Annotated in this window: 24 protein-coding genes; 18 read left to right on the forward strand and 6 right to left on the reverse strand. The window is 48.9% G+C overall.

Annotation, left to right across the window (positions count from 1 at the left end):
• Positions 1-63: 63 nt before the first annotated feature.
• From MKX70_RS19155 to MKX70_RS19175, 5 genes are all read left to right on the forward strand, one after another.
• Positions 64-261: a hypothetical protein gene (locus tag MKX70_RS19155; RefSeq protein WP_042237218.1), complete on the forward strand. Its 198-nt coding sequence runs from the start codon at positions 64-66 to the stop codon at positions 259-261.
• Positions 262-295: 34 nt separating this feature from the next.
• Positions 296-910 carry a DUF4304 domain-containing protein gene (locus MKX70_RS19160; RefSeq protein WP_340785247.1) on the forward strand — a complete coding sequence of 205 codons (615 nt, stop codon included), beginning with the start codon at positions 296-298 and terminating at the stop codon, positions 908-910.
• Positions 911-1,193: 283 nt separating this feature from the next.
• The gene (locus tag MKX70_RS19165) at positions 1,194-1,583 is read left to right on the forward strand and encodes a hypothetical protein (RefSeq protein WP_340840518.1); all 390 of its coding nucleotides are present in this window, start codon (positions 1,194-1,196) and stop codon (positions 1,581-1,583) included.
• A gap of 256 nt (positions 1,584-1,839) precedes the next feature.
• On the forward strand, positions 1,840-2,289 hold the full coding sequence (locus tag MKX70_RS19170; protein WP_042237212.1) for a DUF1569 domain-containing protein: 450 nt from the start codon (positions 1,840-1,842) through the stop codon (positions 2,287-2,289).
• Positions 2,290-2,788: 499 nt separating this feature from the next.
• Entirely contained in the window at positions 2,789-4,909 is a 2,121-nt protein-coding gene (locus MKX70_RS19175) for a thioredoxin domain-containing protein (RefSeq protein WP_340840519.1), read from the forward strand.
• A gap of 67 nt (positions 4,910-4,976) precedes the next feature.
• On the opposite strand, the gene MKX70_RS19180 is transcribed toward MKX70_RS19175, so the two are convergent.
• Positions 4,977-5,765, reverse strand: a complete 789-nt coding sequence (locus MKX70_RS19180) for a PaaX family transcriptional regulator C-terminal domain-containing protein (RefSeq protein WP_340840520.1) — start codon at positions 5,763-5,765, stop codon at positions 4,977-4,979.
• 206 nt (positions 5,766-5,971) lie between these two features.
• On the opposite strand from MKX70_RS19180, the gene MKX70_RS19185 reads away from it, so the two are divergent.
• On the forward strand, positions 5,972-6,658 hold the full coding sequence (locus MKX70_RS19185; protein WP_042237204.1) for a metal-dependent hydrolase: 687 nt from the start codon (positions 5,972-5,974) through the stop codon (positions 6,656-6,658).
• A gap of 112 nt (positions 6,659-6,770) precedes the next feature.
• Here MKX70_RS19185 and MKX70_RS19190 read toward each other — a convergent pair whose 3' ends face one another.
• Entirely contained in the window at positions 6,771-7,580 is an 810-nt protein-coding gene (locus tag MKX70_RS19190) for an alpha/beta fold hydrolase (RefSeq protein ID WP_042237202.1), read from the reverse strand.
• Positions 7,581-7,744: 164 nt separating this feature from the next.
• On the opposite strand from MKX70_RS19190, the gene MKX70_RS19195 reads away from it, so the two are divergent.
• Together MKX70_RS19195 and MKX70_RS19200 are read left to right on the forward strand one after the other, a co-directional pair.
• Positions 7,745-8,605, forward strand: coding sequence for an aminoglycoside phosphotransferase family protein (locus MKX70_RS19195; protein WP_052416499.1), 861 nt, complete (start codon positions 7,745-7,747; stop codon positions 8,603-8,605).
• 87 nt (positions 8,606-8,692) lie between these two features.
• Positions 8,693-9,676, forward strand: a complete 984-nt coding sequence (locus tag MKX70_RS19200; RefSeq protein WP_042237196.1) for an aldo/keto reductase — start codon at positions 8,693-8,695, stop codon at positions 9,674-9,676.
• 122 nt (positions 9,677-9,798) lie between these two features.
• Here MKX70_RS19200 and MKX70_RS19205 read toward each other — a convergent pair whose 3' ends face one another.
• Positions 9,799-10,029 (reverse strand): hypothetical protein, encoded by a 231-nt coding sequence (locus MKX70_RS19205; RefSeq protein ID WP_042237194.1) that lies wholly within the window; start codon positions 10,027-10,029, stop codon positions 9,799-9,801.
• A 240-nt stretch (positions 10,030-10,269) separates the two neighbouring features.
• On the opposite strand from MKX70_RS19205, the gene MKX70_RS19210 reads away from it, so the two are divergent.
• Together MKX70_RS19210 and MKX70_RS19215 are read left to right on the forward strand one after the other, a co-directional pair.
• Positions 10,270-11,109, forward strand: a complete 840-nt coding sequence (locus MKX70_RS19210; protein ID WP_042237192.1) for a DegV family protein — start codon at positions 10,270-10,272, stop codon at positions 11,107-11,109.
• Positions 11,110-11,312: 203 nt separating this feature from the next.
• Positions 11,313-11,666, forward strand: coding sequence for a hypothetical protein (locus MKX70_RS19215; RefSeq protein WP_042237189.1), 354 nt, complete (start codon positions 11,313-11,315; stop codon positions 11,664-11,666).
• Between the two features lie 201 nt (positions 11,667-11,867).
• Here the strand turns inward: MKX70_RS19215 and MKX70_RS19220 are convergent, their stop codons facing one another.
• The 3 genes from MKX70_RS19220 to MKX70_RS19230 form a co-directional block, all read right to left on the reverse strand.
• Positions 11,868-12,155 carry a YxcD family protein gene (locus tag MKX70_RS19220; protein WP_039309385.1) on the reverse strand — a complete coding sequence of 96 codons (288 nt, stop codon included), beginning with the start codon at positions 12,153-12,155 and terminating at the stop codon, positions 11,868-11,870.
• Positions 12,155-12,580 (reverse strand): membrane protein, encoded by a 426-nt coding sequence (locus MKX70_RS19225; RefSeq protein WP_042242751.1) that lies wholly within the window; start codon positions 12,578-12,580, stop codon positions 12,155-12,157. The genes MKX70_RS19220 and MKX70_RS19225 overlap by 1 nt, the downstream gene beginning before the upstream one ends.
• A gap of 187 nt (positions 12,581-12,767) precedes the next feature.
• Positions 12,768-13,346, reverse strand: a complete 579-nt coding sequence (locus MKX70_RS19230) for a beta-class carbonic anhydrase (protein WP_039309384.1) — start codon at positions 13,344-13,346, stop codon at positions 12,768-12,770.
• A 276-nt stretch (positions 13,347-13,622) separates the two neighbouring features.
• On the opposite strand from MKX70_RS19230, the gene MKX70_RS19235 reads away from it, so the two are divergent.
• The 8 genes from MKX70_RS19235 to trmD all read left to right on the forward strand — a co-directional run bounded on the left by MKX70_RS19235 (position 13,623) and on the right by trmD (position 20,116).
• Entirely contained in the window at positions 13,623-15,140 is a 1,518-nt protein-coding gene (locus MKX70_RS19235; protein ID WP_042237188.1) for a carboxypeptidase M32, read from the forward strand.
• 93 nt (positions 15,141-15,233) lie between these two features.
• Positions 15,234-15,881, forward strand: coding sequence for a PAQR family membrane homeostasis protein TrhA (trhA, locus tag MKX70_RS19240; RefSeq protein WP_042237186.1), 648 nt, complete (start codon positions 15,234-15,236; stop codon positions 15,879-15,881).
• Between the two features lie 148 nt (positions 15,882-16,029).
• The gene (locus MKX70_RS19245) at positions 16,030-16,386 is read left to right on the forward strand and encodes a putative DNA-binding protein (RefSeq protein WP_039309377.1); all 357 of its coding nucleotides are present in this window, start codon (positions 16,030-16,032) and stop codon (positions 16,384-16,386) included.
• 21 nt (positions 16,387-16,407) lie between these two features.
• Positions 16,408-17,796 (forward strand): signal recognition particle protein, encoded by a 1,389-nt coding sequence (gene ffh, locus MKX70_RS19250; protein WP_042138192.1) that lies wholly within the window; start codon positions 16,408-16,410, stop codon positions 17,794-17,796.
• Positions 17,797-18,184: 388 nt separating this feature from the next.
• Positions 18,185-18,457: a 30S ribosomal protein S16 gene (gene rpsP, locus MKX70_RS19255; protein WP_039309374.1), complete on the forward strand. Its 273-nt coding sequence runs from the start codon at positions 18,185-18,187 to the stop codon at positions 18,455-18,457.
• Between the two features lie 22 nt (positions 18,458-18,479).
• Positions 18,480-18,710: a KH domain-containing protein gene (locus MKX70_RS19260; RefSeq protein ID WP_019910364.1), complete on the forward strand. Its 231-nt coding sequence runs from the start codon at positions 18,480-18,482 to the stop codon at positions 18,708-18,710.
• A gap of 93 nt (positions 18,711-18,803) precedes the next feature.
• Positions 18,804-19,328, forward strand: coding sequence for a ribosome maturation factor RimM (gene rimM / locus MKX70_RS19265; protein ID WP_042237185.1), 525 nt, complete (start codon positions 18,804-18,806; stop codon positions 19,326-19,328).
• Positions 19,328-20,116, forward strand: a complete 789-nt coding sequence (gene trmD / locus MKX70_RS19270; protein ID WP_042242748.1) for a tRNA (guanosine(37)-N1)-methyltransferase TrmD — start codon at positions 19,328-19,330, stop codon at positions 20,114-20,116. Before rimM ends, trmD begins: the two co-directional genes overlap by 1 nt.
• Positions 20,117-20,734 lie beyond the last annotated feature (618 nt).

The raw sequence follows: 20,734 nt of genomic DNA on the forward strand, positions 1-20,734 counted from the left end.
TTGGCTTGGCGGTTAGGTCTGGAAGTGTAAACATGGCTATAGCTGAGGAAGGACTAGATACATATGGGAAATATTGTACGGCAAGTTATTCATGAATGGAATCCATGCGGTTTATTACCAGAAGCACCTATAGATGAGTTTGATGCTGAAATTGAAAAAGTCGTCCAATCCCTAACAGCTGAAGTGGTTAAGCATTTGATATTCAAAGGTGACTTTGAAGTTATATCTGATAAATGTGTCGAGGATAACATGGACGAATGAAGACAGGATTTTATCGCTAAGGGGATCAACACGCATGACAATACAGGATGTATTGAAGGAAGTTGTAAAAGAAACCATTGCTCCCTTGTTTAAGGTAGAGGGGTTTAAGAAGCAGGGCAATAACTTTGCCCATGTTTGTTCTAACATCTCTGCGACAGTGAACATTCAGTCATCAAAGTGGAATACACAAGATGAAGTTGAGTTCTTTTTCAATACAGGCATTTATATAGAGGAATTATTCGGAACAGTTTATTTATACCCGAAACCATCTTTTCCAATGGAAATAAACTCCGTTTTACGGATTCGTGGCACTGAACTAACGAAAAATGATAGTTGGTACAGATTGACTATCAATACTAACATTGAACAACTTAAACGAATGATAATGAAAGACATTACAGAGTATATACTCCCTCACCTTCGGCAGTTTGAAAGTATTAACGATGTAATCAAAGTAATGGAGTTACGAGAGAAAGATGGGATTTACGAGAATCCCCACTACTTAACGGTACTCTATTGCTCAATAGGTGACATGGAAAAAGCACAGGCTCGCATGACAAGAGTGTTTAACGAACTGAAGCTAAACTCTCAAAAAGAGTTTGCTACAGGATTGGCTTACCGATTAGGTCTGCAAGTGCAATTACGGTGAACCTTATAAGTAAACACAATGTCGTCGTTTGGGATGTTCGTTATGCGACTTACAGATACTCTTCTCTAGACAAGAGGTGATTGACGTGGATAACAGAATGGTTCATGGCATACATATGCGGATGTTGCTTTTATAGGTATTATTTGACTCATATAAGGGACACGAGATAATGATATCAAAGATAATTTGCTAAATGAAGTTACTAACACTTACTCAAATGAGCTATAGAATTGTCTGGAGGCTGAATATTCAGTCTCCAGATTTCTTCAGTAGGAGGTAATTCATGAAAAAAATGAGTATCTTTTCAATTTCAATTTTACTTTTAGTCATTTTGATTTATGTATTTGCCAGACCAAAACCAGATATCATTAGTGTTAATCTTGTGTCCGAAACGAATGAGATCACTTACTCTGACAGTGAAAGCGTTCAAATCTTCGAAGATGCTATAAGAACTGTTAAAAAAGTACGCGGGTCTGTTGATGTGGGTCCACCAACTTATCGAATGACTGTTACTTACGCTAATTCTAAAGTTGTTGAATACAGCCTTTATATGGATTTTAAAACCAAAAACGGCTTCTTGATTAAACAAAGTAATAGTGAAAAGATGCTGGACTTAAAGGATCATAATTCGGAAGAACTCGCCGATCTGTTAAGTAAAGAAAACAAAAAATAATTTCTAAGGTATAGGGTCTGCTTATTTTTCTAAGTTATTGAACTTCTATAATATCCATAAGTAAGACATGGATTAGGTATGCGAAACTATGAGACACTAACTTCCCTTAGTGTCTTTTTTCCTTTTAACGGGTAATACTGACTATGATCAAAACCGCTTAAGGAGGCTACATAAATGGAGAGCAAGGAAGGCAAACAGCCTAATCGATTAATAATTAATCAAATATTTTTTGAAATGCCAGGAGGTCGTTGTCCTAGTGAATAATATATTTGATCTATCACATTCAAAAGAAATTTTAGTGCGCATTGATCAATTAATGCAAAGCACTCAACCGCAATGGGGTCGAATGGATGTTGCTCAAATGCTAGCGCATTGCTCCTCTTTTCAAGATATAGCAATGGGAAAGTCCCATTCCCCAAGAAGTTGGTTAGGAATGTTGATAGGAAAATTTGCAAAACCAATTTTTTATAACGACAAACCACTTCCTCGCAATATGTCTACTATTCAAACCATAATGATTGTGGATAAGAGAGAATTTGAAGTAGAAAAAGAAAAGCTAAAACAAAATATACTAATATTACAAAGTGATGGTCCTAAGAATTGTAACAATCGTCCACATCCTTTTTTCGGAGTACTCACTTCCGAGGAGTGGGGGAAAGGGATTTACAAGCATTTGGACCATCATTTAAAGCAATTTGGCGTTTAGATTAAGTCCAACAAAAGGGAATCGATAATACTATGACAATATGCAGCCGAGAGATCGGCTGCATATTCAGCTTAAGGGCAGGATAACACTATAACTTCGGTAGGAACAAGTAAGTACTTAGACATTCTTTTGCGAAGAACAATAAGAATTCTATCCCTCGTCTCTATGTATATAATCGCTGAGTTTGAGCAATCAGAAGTCAAACACTTTGTCGTCAGTGATTTGAGGTAGGTAAAAGTTCGGAACCGCTGTTGCCTTTCAAAGTGTGATTGTTGAGGGAGGGAATATGGAAATAGAAGCGGATTATTTAAACTTTATAGTAAATAAATGAGGAATACAGAGGTTAGACCATGGTATTCGCTATGATCTCGCATGAGAATAGGGTATTAACAACAAGAAAATAATATACTCTAGTGTAAAGACATTTTTATTAACTGCGCCTACCCCCACAATTTTGGGTAAACTATCCCTAGACAATACTTTACCCAAATTATCCGAAATGAGGGGACACCCCGTGACAATTCACAAATCATCTAATAGATTAGCTAACGAAAAATCACCCTATCTTTTACAACACGCCCACAACCCCGTGGACTGGTACCCATGGGGAGAGGAGGCTTTTACCAAAGCGAAGTCGGAGAATAAGCCGATCTTCCTTTCAGTCGGCTATTCAACTTGTCATTGGTGTCACGTAATGGAACGCGAATCCTTCGAGGACCCAGAAGTCGCGAAGCTCCTCAACAATCACTACGTAGCCATCAAAGTAGACCGCGAGGAGCGGCCGGATATTGATGCGCTGTATATGTCGGTGTGTCAGGCGCTGACGGGGAGCGGGGGATGGCCGCTGACGGTGCTGCTGACGCCGGAGAAGAAGCCGTTCTATGCCGGGACGTATTTCCCGAAGCGGCAGATGTTCGGGCGGATCGGGCTGATGGATGTGCTGGAGCAGATTCATACGAAGTGGGAGCAGGATGGCGAGGCGCTGAATAAGCTGGGCGATGACCTGCTTGAAGAGCTGCATACGCTTGACCGTAAGAATGCGTATAACTCGGCTGATGTGGACGGCGGTATCCCGGGCGATGAGCTGCTGCATGAGGCGTATGAGCTGTACCGGCGCCAGTTCGACGAGGAATATGGCGGGTTCGGCAATGCGCCGAAGTTCCCTTCACCGCATAATTTGTCCTTCCTGCTGGCGTACAGCCAGATGCACAATCAGCCGGAAGCGCTCCGCATGGTGGAGAAGACGCTGGAGTCGATGTACCGGGGCGGAATGTACGACCATGTGGGCTTCGGGTTCTCGCGGTATTCCACGGACCGGGAATGGCTGGTGCCGCATTTTGAGAAAATGCTCTATGATAACGCACTCCTTGCGAACGTCTATCTGGAAGCCTTCCAGATTACCGGGAAACCGCTGTATGCGGAGATTGCCGAGCAGATCTTCACCTATGTCCTGCGCGATATGACCTCTCCCGAAGGCGCTTTCTACTCTGCGGAGGATGCGGATTCGGAAGGTGTGGAAGGGAAGTTCTACGTCTTCTCCCGTGATGAGATTGAGGAAGCTCTGGGGCTGGAAGATATGCATTCGTATTGTCATGTCTACGGGATTACCCCGGAAGGCAACTTCGAGGGAGCTAATATTCCGAATCTGCTGCAGGGGCTGCCGGAAGAAATGGCGGAGCGCATGGGCATGAACCCGCTGGGTCTGCGGACCCGGATGGAGGAATGGCGCGGGAAGCTGTTTGAGTACAGGGAGCAGCGCATTCATCCGCTCAAGGATGATAAGGTGCTCACTTCGTGGAACGGGCTGATGATCGCGGCGCTGGCCCAAGGGGCCATGGCGCTGCAAAAGCCGGAATATGCCCAGGCCGCAGAAGCGGCGGCGAATTTCATCTGGGACAAGCTGCGGCGTGAGGATGGCCGGCTGCTGGCCCGTTACCGTGACGGGGAGGCGGCGATTCCGGCTTATGTGGATGACTATGCCTTCATGATCTGGGGACTCAGCGAATTATATGAGGCTACGGGTCAAGCGGTCTATCTGGAACGCGCTCTGATTCTTAAGGATGGGCTGTTGGAGCTGTTCCACGATTCTGAAGGCGGAGGCTTCTTCTTCACCGGCCATGACGGGGAGAAACTGCCGATCCGCTCGAAGGAATTGTATGACGGGGCTATTCCATCCGGGAATTCTGTAGCGGCGAAGCTGCTCTGGAAGCTGTCGGTGATTGCCCAGGATGTGGAGTTAAAAGGCATTGCAGAGCGTACAGCTGCGGTGCTCTCATCTGCAGCAGCAGAGTATCCTCCTGGTTATGCGATGTATCTGCAGGGTCATCTGGCGATGGCCTCCGGCGGCAGGGAATGGGTCCTTTCCGGCAAAAAAGAAGACCCGGCCCTGCACGGAATGCTGGCTCAGGTCCAGCAGGCCTATCTGCCAGACGCTGCGTTAATCGTCAAATGGGAAGGGGATAGCGAAGGCATTCTCCGCCTACTGCCTCATTTGGCCGACAAACCGGCGATTCGCGGCGATGCGACCGCCTATGTCTGCCGGAATTTTTCCTGCCGGGCGCCGGTTACGAATATGGAGGCGGTCCGGGAGCTTTTGGCCTCCGGCAATCGCGAAGGGTAGTATATATAACAAAGAGCAGCCTGCGGTTAGGGCTGCTCTTTGTGTTAAGTGCCTTGCCAAGAATATCTTACCGGACGAAAGGGGCATAGAACGAATCCGCAGGGATTGCCTGTGCGGCCTTGCGCATATGTTCGTTCATTGCGGCGATGATCACTTTACCCGGCCAATGGTCCGGCAGCAGTTCATCCGGGAGATAAGGATCGGCCATAAACAGGCCGCTTAACTCCTCTCCCATCTGCAAATATAGCAGGAATAGCTGCAGAGGCTGACCCGCATGGAGAGCTTCGTGTAAAGATGGAACGAATTCTTCCTGCAGCCAGACCGATTTTAGCTGATACATGGCTTCGATTTCGTCCAGATGCCAGATCGCTTGTGCTTTGTGCGGTGTAATGGAGCCTTCCTGGAATTGGCCTTGCAGAATGGACACCTTACCTTCCAGCTCCAGCTTCTGGATATACGCTGCGACTTCGTCGCGATAGTTCCAAGGTGAAATGTACACACTGTTATATAGAAGACCATAGCCCAGCTGTCCGAGCGCCGTACGGAACTGGTCGCGCTTCTTGCGTTCAGATTCAGGAACCTCCAGCATGACCACATCCCAGGTGTGATCCCACTGCTCCTGATACCGGGCGGGCTTGCTGTTAATCGCTTTAATGTAAGCGAGGCCCTCGGCAGTAACGTTGTACCAGGAGCGTGACGGGGAAGCGATATAGCCTTCCTTTTTCAGACGGGACAGGGCATTGCGGATATAGGTGGAGGTATACCCCCTTTGCTCGTAAATCTCAACAAACTGCTGGGCGCCCATCTGCTCCACCTTGGATACCAGGAACAGCATGGTTTTCTCAACGGACAGCAATGTTCTTCACACCTCTCTTGACAGCTGGCAGAAATGAATATATCATAAAAACGAACGAACGTATTAAAAATAGTTATATTGTATCGATTCACTAGCATGTCTGGTTTCAGAGCAGCTTGGTGTCATTGTAACGTAAACTTTGGGTTTTTGCACGATTCAATCGCTTAATGCCCATTGAAAATAACAACGAAGAGGAGAGACAATCTATGAAAATTATCTACCACGGCCATTCCTGTGTGCAAATTGAGGTGAACGGCAAGTCACTGATTATCGATCCGTTCATTAGCGGCAATTCCGCTGCTGTCACGAAGGTCGAGGATATTAAGACAGATGCCGTGCTGTTGACGCACGCTCATGGGGACCACATTTTGGACGCTGCACCGATTGCTGAGCGCAATAGCGCCCCAATTGTAGCCACTGTGGAATTAGCTTCTTACTTCGAAGGGAAGGGTGCCAAGACGATTGGCATGAACATTGGGGGGACGGTGGATCTTGGTTTTGCCAAAGCGACGATGATCCATGCCTTCCACACCTCCAGTATTACACTCGAAGACGGACAGCGCATCTATGGAGGCACACCTACGGGTTTCATTATTGAGGCTGAGGGACGGACTATCCTGCATGCGGGAGACACTGGGCTATTCAGTGATCTGAAAATGTTCGGGGAGCTGTACGAGATTGATCTGGCGATTCTGCCGATCGGCGGGCATTTCACTATGGGACCTGAGCATGCACTCCTTGCTGCGAAATGGCTGGGGGCCAAGAGTGTGCTGCCGGTACACTACAACACCTTCCCGCCGATCCGCCAGGATGCGGGAGCTTTCGTCCAGGCGCTGGAAGATGCGGGAATCCGTGGTACAGCACTTGCTTATGGAGAGACGCTGGAGCTGTAAGGTTGGATACAGAAAGATTAAGGATGAACTAACTGATACGTGATTTAAAATGACTAAACAGCCGTTTTTTTGCTTCCGCAAAGAAACGGCTGTTGTTATATGGCGGATGACTCTACTTGGCGAACCGGGATAGCTCCAGGTTGAATTTGTCGCGTTCGTCATAGAATAAGCCGTGGCCGCTATTCTCGAAGGGGATCAGTACCGAATTACGGATTCCTTGATGCTGTGCCTCAGCCAGCGGGAAAAAGCACACTTGATCATGAATACCGTGCAGAATCAGCGTAGGCACCAGTATCCGGGGAAGATCATCAAACAGCTCTTCCTCAAGCCAGGCTTTGGAGACAGCGATGGTAGACCAGCTTGCGGCCTCAAGCCCTAATTGGAAGAACCAGTCTGAGAACGGCTGCGATACTTTTTGATAGAAGAAAATTTCTCCGAAATCATGCAGCATCTTGGGACGATCCTCATAAGTAGTCTGAATGATCTGCTCAATAGCTTCTCTGGTCGTCCCGTAAGGGAAACCCGGCCGCTGAATCAGACTGGGGGCTGCCGAAGCGAATAGTGCAAGCCTGGAGACACCATATCCCTGGTGCCGGGCCATATAACGGATCGCTACGGCTCCGCCGGTTGAATGCCCGCCGAGCGTAATATCCTGCAGTCCCAAAGCTCCGATCACACAGCGGATGTCATCAGCTAAGCGGTTGTAGTCGTACCGGCCCAGCGGTTTATCCGATTTGCCGAATCCCCGCATGTCCATCCCGATGCAACGGTAGCCCATCGGCACCAGCTGGTTGTACTGATATTCGAACATCTGGTGGTTAGCAGGCCAGCCATGGATGAAGAGAATCGTTCGGCTGCCCAGAGGGTTGATATCATTAATATAAATCTTCACGTTCGGTTCGACTCTGATCCAATGTTCCATATAGCTTCCCTCATTTATCCGTTGTATTGTTTAATTGGGATATATTATTCAGGCGCCTGAGGAAAGTGCCTAGAATACAAGCAATTGAATTTACAGCAGCTGCATAATGCAAGGCGTAAAGGAATCATTCATAAGAAATTCAACCGAAAGGAAGGTTCATAACCATGAATAATATTCTAAGCAATGTCCGCTGGAAAGATCGAAGTACAGAGTGTGAGTTGCTACTGGGTAACGCTGGTGAGGCAGTTATAACCCCGCTTAAGGGCGGGCTGGAAGCCGAGGTGTACAAAGTTACAATGCCGGATACTGAGCTTGTGTTCAAAATATGGAACCGGGATTCCCGGCCGGATATCTCTCTTCAATATAAAGTGCTGGAGCAGATGTACAGGCACGGCTGCGCGGTGTCACAGCCGTATGCCTGGGGATTGGACCCTGAGGACAATCAGGTGCTGTTAACCAGCTTCGACGGTGTGCCCCTCAAGGAAGCGAATCCCTCAATTCTTACAGCCATAGCAGAAAATCTGCTGGATATACATAACCTTCCGGGCGAATCTTTAACCAGAATAAACGTACCCGCATATGATTTCGCAGATTACTTCTTCCCGGAGTGGGGAGGTCAGCCGGAGATCAGAAGGCTGGCGCTGGGGTTGGCAGACAAGGCTGGAATAACCTCGCATCATCTGATTCATGGAGACTACCATGCGGGCAATATTCTGGAGGCAGCCGGATCATACACCATTATTGACTGGACGAATGTCCAGCTGGGCGATCCTAGATATGATATAGCCTGGTCTATTCTAATCCTCCGGATCTATGCGGGGGAGCAGTACTCAGAAGTCTACCGTGCGGCATTTCTCGCCAAAAGCAGTTACTCAGCAGCAGAGCTTGAGCTATTCGAGGCGCTGGCTTGTCTGCGCTGGCTCCAGCTGCATAGAACTACAGGTATTCCGGTGTTTCAAGATACACTTTCAGTTGTACAGACTGTCCTGAGGCGGAATTCATATTTGCCGGAGGGCCTGCTCTGAAGCAACGCAGAATGATATTCAAACTTGATTGTGGTATGATCTGGGAAGACAAGCGTTCAATTTCAAACCGGGAGGCGGAGGCAGGGAATGAATACTAGAGTGTTAGGCGGTAAACTGAAGGTATCCGCATTAGGATTGGGCTGCATGGGCATGTCCGATTTCTACAGCGGCCGGGATGAAGCGGAATCCATCCGCACGATTCACCGGGCTATTGACCTGGGCGTTACTTTTCTGGATACGGCAGATATGTATGGTGTGGGAAGGAATGAGGAACTGGTCGGCAAAGCGGTTAAAGGCAAACGGAACGAGCTTGTGCTGGCGACCAAATTCGGCAATGTGCGCAGTCCGGAAGGGCAGATGCTCGGCATCAATGGCCGTCCGGACTATGTGAAGTCGGCTTGCGATGCCAGTCTCCTGCGGCTTGGCGTTGATCATATTGATCTATATTATCAGCACAGGGTAGATCCGAACACGCCCATTGAAGAAACCGTTGGTGCGATGGCCGATCTCGTTGCAGCAGGCAAAATCCGCTACATTGGGCTGTCTGAGGCAGGGCCGGCTACTATCCGCCGCGCTCATGCCATTCATCCGGTAACGGCGCTGCAGACCGAATATTCCCTGTGGAGCCGTGAGGTGGAGGACGAGATTCTGCCGCTTGTCCGCGAGCTGGGGATTGGCTTCGTGCCGTACAGTCCGCTGGGACGCGGTTTCCTGACCGGACAGATTCAGAGCTTCGAGGATCTGGCCGAGGACGATTACCGCCGCAACTCCCCCCGCTTCCAGGAGGATAATTTCAAGAAGAATCTGGATCTTGTGGAACGCATCAAGCAGATTGCTGCCGGGAAAGGCTGCGAGCCCTCGCAGCTTGCGCTGGCCTGGCTGTTGAAGCAAGGGGAGGACATCGTGCCGATCCCGGGAACGAAACGGACGAAGTATCTGGAAGAGAACGTAGGTGCACTGGATATAGAGCTGACCGCTGAGGAGCTGCAGCAGATTGATGAGGCTGCGCCTCAAGGGGCTGCCTCGGGCATGCGTTATCCGGAGCAAAGTATGAGAAGCTTGAATCTATAGCAGCTGCACTTCGGGAACCAGCTAAGAGTGTGCGTTTTATGATAAAAGAGGAGCCGCGTAAGGCATGCGGATCCTCTTTTTTGGATGCAGGTAATCTTCAGCTGCTGCCTATACAAGGCAAGCTACTTATTGCGCTCAGGGTTCTGCGGCTTCACGCGGGCGGGTCTGGATACCCAATTGCTGCGGTTCATCGGCTTCACCGTATCAATCCGCGGATTCGGAGTCTCCAGGGGGCTGATGTCCTCTGACGGAGCCGTATCTGCTGCGCCTTCGGATTCTACGTTAGCGGGGGTCTTTTTGGACAGGCCGGCACCATTATGTTTGCCTCTGTTCCACACTCTGTTCTTGCTCATCGTTACACTCCATTTCTATTCACTTATGCATAAACCATATCATAAGACGGGAAGTTAAGAAAGAACCTGATGCAGCTATGGGTAGCCGCAGAGAGTCACAATCCTTCAGGGAGAATAGTCTGCTGAGCTGTGAAAAATAACACTGAGCACAAAAAAATGCTTTTGACAAGTTATAAATTGTACTATTGGTTTACATAAAAGGTGACTATACTAGTATAGAATTGAAAGGAGAGCACTCTGATGCCCATCAAGATTATTACGGATAGCGGTTCCGATTTACCCCCAGATTACGTAGAGCAGTACGACATTTCCATTGTTCACTTACCGGTTCATTTCGGACATGAACTCATGCCATATGATACGGACGCGAAGACCTTTTATGCGAAGATGCATGAAGCGAAGGAGTTGCCGACTACGGCAAGCCCAAGTCCGCAGGTATTCCTGGACAATTTCAAACAAGTGGAAGCAGGCACTGACATTATGGTCATCTGCATGTCCTCTAATATCAGCAGTACTTATCAGACCGCAATGATCGCCAAGGAGATGTACGAGGAAGAAGGACATCCGAATGCGATTGAAATTATAGATTCCAAGCTTTTTTCAGGCGGATTGACACTGATTGTGGCTATGGCAGCGAAATGGTCGCTGACGGCAGCAAGTCTGGCTGAATTGAAAGATAAAGTAATGCACAAGGTTGAAGAAACCACTGCTTATTTCACACTGGATACTCTGGAGAATGTGATCAAAGGCGGGCGGCTGAGCCGGATCTCCGGTGCCGTGGCTTCTGTACTGAACATTAAGCTGCTGCTGAAGATCAGCGATGAGGGAACTGTTGAAGTGGTCGAGAAGACCCGGGGACTTCCTAAGGCGCTGACTCATCTGCTGGCGAAGCTGGATCAGAAGCAGCATGATTATGAACAGGCGGTGATCGCCATTGTTCACAGCAATTGTGAGGCGTTGGCGCTGGAGATCAAGAAGCGTATTCTGGAGAAGCATCCCTTCAAAGAAATTTTGCTGTCCACCATGGGACCTGTGATGGGTACATATGCAGGACAAGGCGGAATCGGCGTTGCTTTTTAGGCTGCTGCAGCAGATTTAATGGAGAATAAGTGAATAGCTAAGCCGTATACAAGGACTTTCCGGTGTACGGCTTTTTAGTTTGCTTTGGTATAGAGGCGGAGGAATTACAGGAAGCGGGGTGGAGGGACGGCAGCGGCTAGGCACCCTGGGCTGGGCATGTGCATAGAATGTAGCAAATCCATTTATACGGAGGTCAAACATTCATGTCGACATATCATAGTGGCCCGCAAACGGCGGTTATCTATCAGGCAGACCCTGCGGTGGTCCAGCATCTGCACGGTGTCCGCGAGTCTCTGCACCAGTCATGCAAGCCTTATTTGAACCATAATGTGAAGGTACAGACCATCGATGGACAGATGCATGAAGGCACCATTGCCGGCATGGATAACAAACATCTGTACCTCACGGTGACTATAACTACAGAAATGGGACGCGGATACTATAATCCGTACTACAAGCCTTATCCAGGTCCAGGTTATCCCTTTCCGGGGCCAGTGAATAATAATGTCATCCTGCCGCTGGTATTATTCGAACTGCTGGCTATTTCGTTAATCTGAGGCGGGGCGGGCCGAGAGTTGCCCGAATGCGCGATTGAATACTGAGGTTATTGTATTAAGTGCTGTGAGTAAAGGGGATAACCTGCACATGGAAAAATAACCGGATCAGCATCTTGCCGATCCGGTTATTGTGGTACGCCCATGCTAGGCGTACCACAAAAAAACCGCCCGCTGAATGAATCAGCAGACGGTATTCAAGTTTTACATAGTAACAACAGCGGTGATCTCCTCGTCCAGCTCCAGGCGTACATTTTCACGGTAAGCGCGGATACCGTATTCGCTGTGCAGATAACGCAGAATCGATTCAATCAAATTGGATTCGACCAGGAACTGGCTGCGGCCCTGAACCCAGACCTCTGCGGTGTAGCCGGTGTCTTCGTCCCAGCTAAGCTCCACCCGGACTTCCTCCACCCGTACAGCTTTGCGTTCAGCCATATGCAGGCAGATTGCATTGATAATCTCGTCCATACTGAGTACGGTAACACTCATTAGTAACGCCCGTCTCTTTCCTGCATTCTGCGCCGTTCCTGTCTGCGCCGGAAGAAGGACATGATCATCATAACGACAAGATAAATGGCCAGCATGTTAATGAAGAGGCCGATGATATTGCCGAAAGCGCCCATGCCGGAGAACATTCCACCGAAGAGGAAGCCTGCGATCCCGCCGATCATTAGGCCTTTCATCAGACTGCCGCCGCTGAAGAATCCGCGGTTTGCCTTCGTTGTGCTTCCGGCTGTGGTGCCTTTGGTGCTATCACTTTGTTTCACATTGTTTGTTGTTGATTTCTTCGGGGTAGTGGTGAATCCCCGGCTTCCCGATTTGAAGCCACCGCCACGGCGGGCATCTGCAAAGTCAGGAGCAGTTACGGCAAAGAATAGAGTGAAAGCCATGACGATCATCATTACACGTTTCATTGATTTCATTTAATACGAGAACCTCCATCTTGTTCACATTAGTTTCTGTGTGTCTGCCCGGTAATACGCAGGTTACCCTCAGGAGGTTTCAATTTTTAATAATCACAAATAGAAATGTTAACTGGCTTCAAGGCTCCAGCAGGCCAAAAAAAAGTGCGTGGATCCAGGATCCACGCAAACAGCAGTTTCAGAGAGTTGCCTTATGCTCCGCGTATCCATCCGAGACAAGCTCAAGCGCTCCGGTTGCCGGATCGATGATCATGCCGTGAATAGGTACGTTTGGGGGGAGTAAGGGATGGCGCTTGATCAGCTCCACAGTCTGAATTACCCCTTCCTCCACATTGTCAAACCCGCGCAGCCATTTGGTCAGCTTAATTCCCGAATTCTCCAAAGTGTCGAGCACCTGCTCCGAAACACCGCGTTCCTTAATAGAATTGATCATCCGGTCCGCATTCAGGGAGGCCATGCCGCATTCATAATGCCCGACGACGATAACTTCATCCGCATCCAGCTCATACAGCGCAACCATTACGCTGCGCATTACGCTTCCGAACGGCTGGGAGATGACGGCTCCGGCATTTTTGATGATTTTGACATCGCCGTTCTTGAAATTCATCGCTTTGGGCAGAAGCTCAACTAACCGGGTATCCATGCAGGTGATGATCAGCATTTTTTTATCCGGAAAGCGGCTGGTCAGATAGGCTTCGTATTCTTTTTCCTCAACAAAATGCTTGTTAAATTTCATAATTTCTGTGACCTGACTCATGAGCGTGCTGCCTCCTCAAAGTTAAATGATAATAGACTTCTTCTGAAATCCCCTCGTACAGCTCCCACTTGGGAAGCTTACGCAATAAGTTGTTATTCATTCTACATCTTCTTGCCGCGAACTTAAAGTCAGTAATCAGAATTCCCCGGGTTCACTGTATTCATTAGAATATAAGTATTTCAAATTGAAGATGTCTATTCTGAATTTGATTATAGCCATTAATAAAAGTATCATCAAGAGGAGTGGATAAATTAGACAAGGGCAGGTGCTCAACCAATGGAACAATTGGTCAAAGAAGAGTGGGATAAATTTAAAGAGCTATTATCCAAAATCAGAGGTTATTATGAAGCTATTGGGCTCCTGGGCTGGGATTTGCGTACAGGTGCGCCGCGTAAAGGTGTGGAGATGCGATCAGCCACGCTTGGCATGCTGAGTGCAGAAGCGTTCAAACTGCAGGTATCGGAGGAGATCGGTGCTTTTACCGAATTCTTCAGCCGTCCGGAAGTGATGAGCCAGTTAAGCGATAATGAGAACAAGATCGTGAAGGATACCCGCAAGGAGTACAGCCGCAGTAAGAGCATTCCTTCCAAAAAATTCGAGGAGTACTCTGTCCTGACCGCCCATGCCCAGACCATCTGGGAAGAAGCCAAGGATAACAATGATTTTGCCTCCTTCGAGCCTTACCTGACCAAGATTGTTGAGTTCAAACAGGAGTTCATCGATTATTGGGGAGTAGAAGGCTCACGTTATGATACGCTGCTGGATATGTATGAACCGGATCTGACGGTGGCCAAAGTGGACGACATCTTCAGCCGTCTACGCAGCCGTCTTGTTCCTCTTGCCGAAGCGATCAGTGCGTCGCCGAACAAGCCGGATACGGAATTCCTTAGTCAGATTTTCCCCAAAGAGCAGCAGGAGAAGTTCGGCCTCTTCCTGCTTGAGCAGATGGGCTACGACTTTGAGGCAGGACGTCTGGATGAAAGTGTGCATCCGTTCGCTACGGGCCTGAATCCCGGCGATGTGCGCATCACAACAAATTATCTGCTGGATAATGTGACCAGTTCGATCTTCAGCTCATTGCATGAAGGCGGACATGCCCTGTACGAGCAGAATTTCGGTCAAGAGATTATGGGTACACCGCTGGCTCAAGGCGCATCCATGGGGATTCACGAGTCCCAGTCCAGACTATGGGAGAATATGATCGGCCGCAGCCGGGCCTTCTGGCAGCGTTACTACGGTGATTTGCAGCAGCATTTCCCGGAACAGCTTGCCAATGTGGAGATGGAGGATTTCTACCGCGCCATCAATAGTGTTGGCAATTCCTTCATACGCATCGAAGCCGATGAGCTGACATACAACCTGCATATTATTGTTCGCTACGAAATCGAGAAGCTTATTTTCAATGAAGGGCTTGAAGTGAAGGATCTGCCGAAGACCTGGAACGCGAAGTATCAGGAATATCTCGGCATAACCCCTCCTACGGATGCGCTTGGCGTGCTGCAGGATGTTCACTGGTCGGGAGGAGACTTCGGATATTTCGCTTCTTATTCACTGGGCAACATGTACGCAGCCCAAATGCTCAATACGCTGCGCAAGGAGCTTCCGGAGTTCGAGGAGCTGATTGCTGCCGGAAACCTGCTGCCGATTAAAGAATGGCTCACCGACAAAATCTACCGCTACGGTCAGAGCCTGACACCCTCGCAGATTATCGAGCAGGTAACAGGGGAGCCGCTGAATCCGGATTATCTGGCGGATTATCTGGAAGCAAAGTACACTGACCTGTACAAGCTGTAAACGGATAAGTATTCCTTGCGGCTGCCGTAAGCTGGAAGGACCTCAGGGAAAGAGCTATAATAGAAGGAAACCGCAAATGGAAGGAATAGTGGGATGGCTAATACTCACACTTACAGCCGCAAGGAAGAGGTTGCGAACGCGATTACACACGGGATTGGTGCAGTATTAAGTATTGCTGCGCTGGTTCTGCTGGTCGTATATGCTGTCCAGAATGGTACGGCCTGGCATGTTGTCAGTTTCTCCATATATGGGGTAACTATGCTGCTGCTGTATTTTAATTCAACAATGGTGCATAGTCTCAGGGACGGCAAGGCGAAGGACTTCTTTGAATTCCTCGACCACTCCTCGATTTATTTGTTTATCGCCGGAACGTATACACCCTTTATGCTGGTGGCGATCCGGGGGCCGCTGGGCTGGACTTTATTCGGAATCGCCTGGGGAGTAGCGGTATTCGGCGTCTTTTTCAAAGCGTTTTTCGTCAAAAAATTCCTGTTCATGTCGACCATATTCTACATCGCCATGGGCTGGATGATCGTGATCGCCTGGAGCCCTCTGTCTGAGGTTGTAGCCAGCGGCGGCATGACTCTGTTGATGGTAGGCGGTCTGCTGTATACGCTTGGCACAGTTTTTTATGTGTGGCGCGGCTTCCCGTACCATCATGCCATCTGGCATTTGTTCGTGCTTGCAGGGACGATTCTTCACTTCTTCGTTGTATTCATATACATCCTGCCGATTCACTAAGCAGGCCGGAATTTACCTCCGAAATGCCGGTTTCGGGCAAAGAAAAAGATGACAAGCAAAAAGGCTTGACATCTTTCTTTGTTTTCGGTATCATAAGGGACGTTGTGAAGCTGTAAAGTGTTTTTCCTTGACGAAGGGAGTGCCCTTAATGAGTCAGGAGAATAGGCTCGAGAAAACCAACCGGATCAACCTGTTATTTGCTTTCTACGAACGGCTGCTTACTGACAAGCAGCAAACGTTTCTCAAATATTATTTCCACGATGATTTCTCCCTGGGTGAGATCGCAGCGGAATTTGAAATCAGCCGTCAAGCTGTGTATGAGCATATTAAGCGGGCAGAGCAAGTTCTTGAGAATTACGAAGAGAAGCTTGGACTGCTGTCCAAACATGAAGACCGCAACAGATATTTAGAAGAACTGCGCAGACTGCCGGACAATGGGATGCTGCCTGAGCAATATAAACTGCGGTTCACGGACATCGTGGATCGTTTGCAGAGGTTAGAGTAGCATGAAGGGAGCAAGCCGCATATGGCATTTGAAGGTTTAACCGGAAGATTGCAGAATGTGTTCAGCAAACTGCGCGGCAAAGGGAAAGTGTCCGAAGAAGACGTTAACGAAGCCATGCGCGAAGTGCGGCTGGCCCTTCTGGAAGCCGATGTTAACTTCAAAGTCGTCAAGGACTTCGTGTCCAAGGTGAAAGAGAAGTCCGTCGGCAAGGAAGTGATGGACAGCTTCACGCCAGGCATGGTCATTATCGACATCGTTAATAAGGAACTGACTGAGCTGATGGGCGGAAGCCAGGCGAAGCTGGCGAAGTCGAACAAGCCGCCGACCGTCATTATGATGACAGGTCTGCAAGGTGCGGGTAAGACAACCACTTCGGGCAAGCTGGCGAAGCTGCTGCAGAAGGGCAATCACCGCCCGCTGCTCGTAGCGGCTGACATCTACCGTCCTGCGGCGATCAAGCAGCTGCAGGTGCTGGGAGAGCAAATCAAGGTTCCGGTCTTCTCGCTGGGTGATCAGACAAGTCCGGTGGAAATTGCCAGACAAGGTGTTCAGCATGCGAAGGACAACAACCTTGATTATGTCATTATCGATACTGCAGGCCGCCTGCATATTGATGAAGAGCTGATGGAAGAGCTGAAGCAGATACATAACGTCGTAACTCCTGACGAAGTGCTGCTTGTAGTCGATGCCATGACCGGTCAGGATGCCGTGAATGTGGCTGACAGCTTCAACAAACAGCTGGAGCTTACCGGCGTAGTGCTGACGAAGCTTGATGGTGACACCCGTGGTGGTGCCGCGTTGTCCGTCAAGGCTGTAACCGGCTGCCCGATCAAATTCGCCGCTCTTGGCGAGAAGATCGATGCACTGGAGCCGTTCCATCCGGAACGTATGGCATCACGGATCCTCGGCATGGGCGACATGCTGTCGCTGATCGAGAAGGCTCAGGCCAATATCGACACCGAGAAAGCGAAGGAAATGGAACGTAAGATGCGTAATGCGGAATTTACGTTCGATGATTTCCTGGAGCAGATGGATCAGGTCAAGAAGCTTGGTCCGATCGACCAGATTCTTGATATGCTGCCTGGCATGAACAAAGCCAAGGGCATGAAGGATCTGAAGGTTGACGATAAGCAGATGGGACGCGTCGAAGCCATTGTTCATTCCATGACCAAGGCCGAGAAGGCCCAGCCTGAGATCATCAACCATAACCGCCGCAAGCGTATCGCTGCCGGCAGCGGTACCAACGTCGCCGAGGTTAACCGGCTCATCAAGCAGTTCGATGAAATGCGCAAGATGATGAAGCAGTTCTCCGGCATGATGGGCGGCGGAGGCAAGGGCGGCAAGAAGAACGCTATGAAGCAGCTTAAAGGCCTTGGCGGCAAGGGCGGTATGAAGTTCCCTTTCCGTTAATCTTAATAAGGTTTACCATAGATCAGATATAGTGCAACATCAGATGATCGCAAGGGTTTTGTTCTTTATAGATCAGACATAGTACAACATCAGATGATCGTAAGGGTTTTGATCTTAATCTCTTGATCTTAATCTCTTGATCTTAAAATCTTTACCCTGTATCAAGGTAACGCCGCAGTCAAGCGTATCCCGCAGGGAAGAAAAGCGTTCCTGCTCCAACATCTCAAGGTCCCGCCAGTCTGAACGCCTACGCTAGTTGCACTTAGCCGGGTGTCCAGAGGGCAGAGCCCTTGGGGCCCTCCCTTGGAAGGGAGGGTTTGGGAGGGATCGAAAAGGGTTTCCCAAACCGTTTCCAAATTTCCGATATTCTTATAAGGAGGTGAATTTCGTGGCAGTACGTATTCGTTTGAAAAGAATGGGAGCACATAAAGCGCCTTTCTACCGTGTAGTGGTTTCCGATTCCCGGTCCCCTCGTGACGGTCGTTTTATCGAGGAAATCGGTTATTATAATCCGATTGAAGTACCGGCAATCGTTAAGATTGATGAGGAAAAAGCTCTTAAATGGCTTCAAACAGGTGCACAAGCATCTGATACCGTCCGCAACCTGCTTTCCAAGGCTGGCGTGATGAAGAAGTTCCATGAGCTGAAGCAACAGAAATAATGACTGATTGCGAGGGTCCTCTATGGAAGAATTAGTTGGTGTTATTGCTAAGGCTTTAGTGGATCATCCAGAGGATGTGACCGTACGGACCGTGGAGAAGGATCACCTGATTGTCTATGAGCTCTCCGTACATCCTGATGATGTCGGTAAGGTCATCGGCAAGCAGGGGCGGATCGCCAAAGCGCTTCGTACCGTAGTTACATCTGCAGCAGTCAAGAGCGATAAACGCGTTACCGTAGATATTTTATCTTAAGTGTGCGTACAATGAGGGGCTAGGGATAGTATATCCCGGCTCCTTTTTGTTGAAATATATAAAGTTCGAAACTTTGTCAAAGGAGAGGATCACATGACGGAAGAGTTAACAGTAGGCAGACTGGTGAATACCCACGGTATCCGCGGAGAGGTCAAAATCCTGTCACATACCGATTTCCCGGAAGTGCGCTTTGCACCCGGCAAAAAGCTGCTGCTGATTCCGGCGGACGGAAGCCCGAGATTTGAGGTGACCGTAGAATCCGCGAAAGAACACAAAGGTATGTATATAGCCAAGCTGAAGGGCTATACCAATATTAATGAGGTTGAGAAATATAAGGGCAGTATGCTTAAAGTGCCAAGCGATGACCTGGTGGAGCTGCCGGAGAATGAATATTACTTCCACCAAATCGTTGGCTGTGAAGTGTACACCGATGAAGACGCCAGCCAGCCGCTGGGTACAATCACGGAAATTCTGCAGCCGGGTGCCAATGACGTCTGGGTGGTGAAGCCGGCCAAAGGCCAGGATATTCTGATTCCGGTCATCAATGATGTAGTACTTGACGTCGATATCGAGGCCAAAAAAATCACGGTGCACATTATGGAAGGGCTGCTTCCATGATCCGGATTGATGTGCTGACACTCTTTCCGGAGATGTGTGAAGGTGTATTCGGCACAAGCATACTCGGCAAAGCCCGTGACAAAGGCATCGTATCGCTGAATGCCGTGAACTTCCGTGATTTCTCAGGAAACAAGCATAACAGCGTAGATGATACGCCGTATGGCGGAGGCGGGGGGATGGTGCTTAAGCCAGACCCGATCTTTGCGGCGGTAGAGCATGTGCTGGCCTGGACCAGCGCTGAAGCAGGTGCGGCTGAATCCGCTATAGACCCGCCGGCGAAGCCCCGGATAATTCTCATGTGTCCGCAGGGCCAGACGTATAATCAGCAGATCGCCGAGGAGCTGGCGCAGGAGCAGCATCTGATATTCATCTGCGGCCATTATGAAGGCTACGATGAGCGGATCCGCGAGCATCTGGTGACGGACGAGCTATCAATTGGCGACTATGTACTGACTGGCGGCGAATTGCCTGCCCTGACCGTCATTGACTCGGTAGTGCGGCTGCAGCCGGGGGCACTGGGTAACGAGACCTCTGCAGTAACGGACTCCTTCAGCACGGGGCTGCTGGAATATCCGCATTATACCCGTCCTGCGGAATTCCGCGGCTGGAAGGTGCCTGATATGCTTCTGAGCGGACATCATGCCAACATTGAGGTATGGCGGCGCGAGCAGGCGCTGCAGCGCACACTTGAGCGCAGACCGGATCTGCTGGAGACAGCAGAGCTTTCTGCGAAAGATAAGCTGACACTGAAGCGGCTGCAGGAGCAGGCAAGCCTGAATAACAAATAAATGAAATTTGGGCCCGGAGAAGAGTCATAGATAGCGTCTTTTTAACGTATATTACGTTAGGGAGGCGTTTTTTGTTATGTGCTGAGAAGTGGAGACTGATCAAATCCATAGAACAAATTAGCAGACACAGAAGATTCACACAAAAAATAAGAGCAAATGTGCGTTAATGCCCTTTTTTTAGGGTAATGAATAGAGGTGCCGCGATCATACATGCAGCATTAGACGCAGCTAGCTTAATTATCGAAAGGAATGACTGAAAGTGACTACGAATACGTATGAACCCTTCAAGCCAGCCGTGGACACTGTCCACAAGGAGGCGGAGCCGCTCCGCACAGTAAGCGATATTATTGATTTCTATAAGAATCGTAAATCGTAACCCTCTAACTCAAGGAATGAACAAGACCCTGGCAGCAGGTTCAATAGGCTCAGTGATACTGTAGCAGAGCACACAAATAACCGCTAAAGACAGACGGACCTAAGGTACGCTGGCTTTAGCGGTTATTTATTTTGTGATGGATTATAGAGGAACAGGTCTATAGACGTAAAATAACCCGTCTACATTCTGATCCCATAAAAAAAGACCGTCCGTAGACGGTCTTTTTACCCGAGGCGCTAGTT

It is taken from the genome of Paenibacillus sp. FSL R7-0312, from assembly GCF_038004445.1.
Classification (GTDB): Bacteria; Bacillota; Bacilli; order Paenibacillales; family Paenibacillaceae; genus Paenibacillus_AQ.

Bases quoted from the DNA above. Each gene is read 5' to 3' on its own strand.
- MKX70_RS19220 (WP_039309385.1), bottom strand. From the start codon at position 12,155: ATGAGTGTTACCGTACTCAGTATGGACGAGATTATCAATGCAATCTGC.
- MKX70_RS19165 (WP_340840518.1), top strand. From the start codon at position 1,194: ATGAAAAAAATGAGTATCTTTTCAATTTCAATTTTACTTTTAGTCATT.
- MKX70_RS19215 (WP_042237189.1), top strand. From the start codon at position 11,313: ATGTCGACATATCATAGTGGCCCGCAAACGGCGGTTATCTATCAGGCA.
- MKX70_RS19260 (WP_019910364.1), top strand. From the start codon at position 18,480: ATGGAAGAATTAGTTGGTGTTATTGCTAAGGCTTTAGTGGATCATCCA.
- MKX70_RS19200 (WP_042237196.1), top strand. From the start codon at position 8,693: ATGAATACTAGAGTGTTAGGCGGTAAACTGAAGGTATCCGCATTAGGA.
- MKX70_RS19195 (WP_052416499.1), top strand. From the start codon at position 7,745: ATGAATAATATTCTAAGCAATGTCCGCTGGAAAGATCGAAGTACAGAG.
- MKX70_RS19210 (WP_042237192.1), top strand. From the start codon at position 10,270: ATGCCCATCAAGATTATTACGGATAGCGGTTCCGATTTACCCCCAGAT.
- MKX70_RS19245 (WP_039309377.1), top strand. From the start codon at position 16,030: ATGAGTCAGGAGAATAGGCTCGAGAAAACCAACCGGATCAACCTGTTA.
- trhA (WP_042237186.1), top strand. From the start codon at position 15,234: ATGGCTAATACTCACACTTACAGCCGCAAGGAAGAGGTTGCGAACGCG.
- MKX70_RS19155 (WP_042237218.1), top strand. From the start codon at position 64: ATGGGAAATATTGTACGGCAAGTTATTCATGAATGGAATCCATGCGGT.
- MKX70_RS19225 (WP_042242751.1), bottom strand. From the start codon at position 12,580: ATGAAACGTGTAATGATGATCGTCATGGCTTTCACTCTATTCTTTGCC.
- MKX70_RS19205 (WP_042237194.1), bottom strand. From the start codon at position 10,029: ATGAGCAAGAACAGAGTGTGGAACAGAGGCAAACATAATGGTGCCGGC.
- MKX70_RS19230 (WP_039309384.1), bottom strand. From the start codon at position 13,346: ATGAGTCAGGTCACAGAAATTATGAAATTTAACAAGCATTTTGTTGAG.
- MKX70_RS19160 (WP_340785247.1), top strand. From the start codon at position 296: ATGACAATACAGGATGTATTGAAGGAAGTTGTAAAAGAAACCATTGCT.
- ffh (WP_042138192.1), top strand. From the start codon at position 16,408: ATGGCATTTGAAGGTTTAACCGGAAGATTGCAGAATGTGTTCAGCAAA.
- MKX70_RS19175 (WP_340840519.1), top strand. From the start codon at position 2,789: ATGAGGGGACACCCCGTGACAATTCACAAATCATCTAATAGATTAGCT.
- MKX70_RS19190 (WP_042237202.1), bottom strand. From the start codon at position 7,580: ATGGAACATTGGATCAGAGTCGAACCGAACGTGAAGATTTATATTAAT.
- MKX70_RS19185 (WP_042237204.1), top strand. From the start codon at position 5,972: ATGAAAATTATCTACCACGGCCATTCCTGTGTGCAAATTGAGGTGAAC.
- rimM (WP_042237185.1), top strand. From the start codon at position 18,804: ATGACGGAAGAGTTAACAGTAGGCAGACTGGTGAATACCCACGGTATC.
- MKX70_RS19235 (WP_042237188.1), top strand. From the start codon at position 13,623: ATGGAACAATTGGTCAAAGAAGAGTGGGATAAATTTAAAGAGCTATTA.